The sequence below is a fragment of the Corallococcus sp. 4LFB genome (genome assembly GCF_046520365.1).
Taxonomy (GTDB): domain Bacteria; phylum Myxococcota; class Myxococcia; order Myxococcales; family Myxococcaceae; genus Corallococcus; species Corallococcus caeni.
The window spans coordinates 1-2,373 of record NZ_JBKGHJ010000818.1; the positions used below are offsets into that span (position 1 = coordinate 1).

General features: G+C 72.6%; 3 protein-coding genes. All 3 read right to left on the reverse strand.

Annotated elements, in window-relative coordinates; all coding sequences use genetic code 11:
- Positions 1 to 29 precede the first annotated feature (29 nt).
- Positions 30 to 386, reverse strand: a complete 357-nt coding sequence (locus ACLEQD_RS41500) for a sensor histidine kinase (RefSeq protein ID WP_410391430.1) — start codon at positions 384 to 386, stop codon at positions 30 to 32.
- Positions 305 to 1,789: a cache domain-containing protein gene (locus ACLEQD_RS41505; protein WP_410391431.1), complete on the reverse strand. Its 1,485-nt coding sequence runs from the start codon at positions 1,787 to 1,789 to the stop codon at positions 305 to 307. The genes ACLEQD_RS41500 and ACLEQD_RS41505 overlap by 82 nt, the downstream gene beginning before the upstream one ends.
- A 9-nt stretch (positions 1,790 to 1,798) precedes the next feature.
- The coding region (locus tag ACLEQD_RS41510) for a sodium:calcium antiporter (protein WP_410391432.1) at positions 1,799 to 2,373 on the reverse strand (575 nt) is incomplete at its 5' end.

Sequence of the window (2,373 nt, forward strand, 5' to 3'; positions counted from 1 at the left end):
GGCTCGGCCGACCTGGGTCGCGGCCCCCTCTACGGGGTGGCGCCGCCGGGCGGGTGACGGGGGAGGCTGACGAGGAAGGTGGTCCCCCGGCCGCGCCCCTCGCTGCGCGCCTCGATGGTGCCGCCGTGGGCCTCCACGATGGCCCGGCAGATGTAGAGCCCCAGGCCCAACCCCCGGATGCTCCGGGCCTCCGCCGCGCGCGAGTAGGGCGCGAACACCTCCTGGAGCTCCTGGGGCTGCAGGCCGATGCCCTGGTCCTCGACGCGCAAGTCCACCGTGTCCGCGGTCTGGGTCACCGTCACCGTCACCGTCCCGCCCTCCGGGCTGTACTTGATGCCGTTGCCCACCAGGTTGGTGAGCACCTGCGCGACGCGGTCCGGATCCACCTCCGCCCCCAGGTGCTCCGGCCCTCGTACACGAGCACATGGCCGGCCGCCCCCTCCTGCTGTTCCTCCAGGACGCTGCGCACCACCTTCACCACGTCGCAGGGCTGCCGGAACAGGGTGAAGTGGCCCGTCTGCAGCCGGGACACGTCCAGCAGGTCCGACACCAGCCGCTCGATGCCCGCCGTCTGCCGGCCCAGCCGTGCGAGCATCCGCTCCCGGGCCTCCGGCGTTTGCCGCGAGGGGGAGCCCAGCAGCTGGGTGGCCAGCGTGAGCGGCGTGATGAGGTTCTTCAGGTCATGGGCGACGGCGGAGATGAACCGCTCCCGCCGCTCGCGCTCCGACTTCAGCTCCGCCGCCATGTGGTTGAAGGCGTGGGTGAGCTCGTCCAGCTCGTCCCCGGTGCCCAGGCGCGACAGCTGGATGGGCGTCCATTCCCCCCGCCCCAGGGCCCGGGCGTGATCCACCAGCCGGGACGCCCGCCCGCTGAGGTAGGCGGCCAGCGTGTACGCCCCCGCGAGCACCAGGAGCGAGATGGCGGTGAAGGCCGCGAGCTGGAGCCGGCGCACGCCGGCCATCTCCTCGAAGGCCTCCCGCGTGCCCCACGTGACGCCGACGAGCCAGCCCTGCCGTGGGGTGGGGACGAGCGCGGCGATCCGCGGGTCCTGCCGGAAGACGCCCTCGAAGTCCGTCGTGAGGACCGGTGTCCCGGCGGAGAGGGCTTCCTGGATGCGCGGGAGGCCGGAGAGGTCCCGCTCCCGCCAGGAGGACTCCAGGCGCCCCGTGTGGAGGACGAGCCGGCCGAGCGAGTCCGTGACGAACAGGGCCTGACCGGGGCGCAGCTCGATGTCGAGCATCCGCTGGGCGACCCGGTCCAGGCGCAGGCTGACGGTGACCACGCCCACCACCTGGCGGGTCGCGTTGAGGATGGGCGCGGCGGCGATCACCGTGGGCTGCTTCGTGCCCCGGCCGACGAGGAGGGCGGAGACGCCTGCCTCCTTCGTCTGGAGGACGTGCTGGAAGTAGGGGCGGTCCAGGATGCCCTCCGCCGTCTCCGGCCAGGGCGTGGCGGAGGTGATGGGCTGGCCGGAGATGTCGAACACGGCCACGTTGAGCAGGTCCTCGCGCAGGCGCACCAGGTCCGCCAGGGAGCGCCGGAACTCGTGCGAGCGCAGGTCCTGGCCGGCCGTCCCCACGGCGAGCGTCTCCGCCAGGCGCATGGCGTCACCCAGCGACGCGTCGATGAGCAGCCCGGCCGTGGTCGCCGTCTGCCCCATGCTGTTGAGCAGTGAGGCCCGGCGCATCTCATACCCTTCCTCGATGCCGAACAGCAGCAGTCCCAGCAGCGGCACCAGGACCAGACAGACACCCAACGTCAGTTTGGCGCGCAGGCGGAAGCGGGGCATTCATTGCAGTTACCCACCGGGCGTGTTCCTGCCAACCGCCTGCCCCCGAGGCGGGGCCGCCGGGGTGGCGAGCCCCAGCCAGAGCTGCCAGCCCATGAAGGCCAGGTACAGCGCGAGCAGCAGCAGCCCCTCGAGCCGGGTGATGGTCCAGTCGAAGGTGATGGACAGCGGGAAGAGCAGCAGGGTGAAGCCCAGCACCGCCAGCAGGATGACGGTTCCGCCCGGGGGCAGCGGCACGGTGCCGATGAGCGCCGCGGTGCCCAGGATGAAGAGCAGGTTGAAGATGTTGGAGCCCACGATGTTGCCCAGCGCCATGTCCGTCTGGCCGCGGCGCACGGCCATGAGGCTGGTGACCAGTTCGGGCAGCGTGGTGGCCAGGGACACGACGGTGAGTCCCACGAGCTGCTGGGACAGGCCCAGCGACAGGGCGGCCCCTACCGCGCCCTCCTCGCCCAGCTTGCCCCCGATGCCCAGCAGCGCCAGCCCGCCCAGCACCATCACCGTCGCCAGGGGCCAGGACATCAAGGGCTCGCGCCGCGCGACCTCCCGCATCTCCGCCGCGAGGGGCGCGCCCACCCGCCCGG

Coding starts and splice junctions, on each gene's coding strand:
- ACLEQD_RS41505 (WP_410391431.1), bottom strand. CDS start 1,789: ATGCCCCGCTTCCGCCTGCGCGCCAAACTGACGTTGGGTGTCTGTCTG.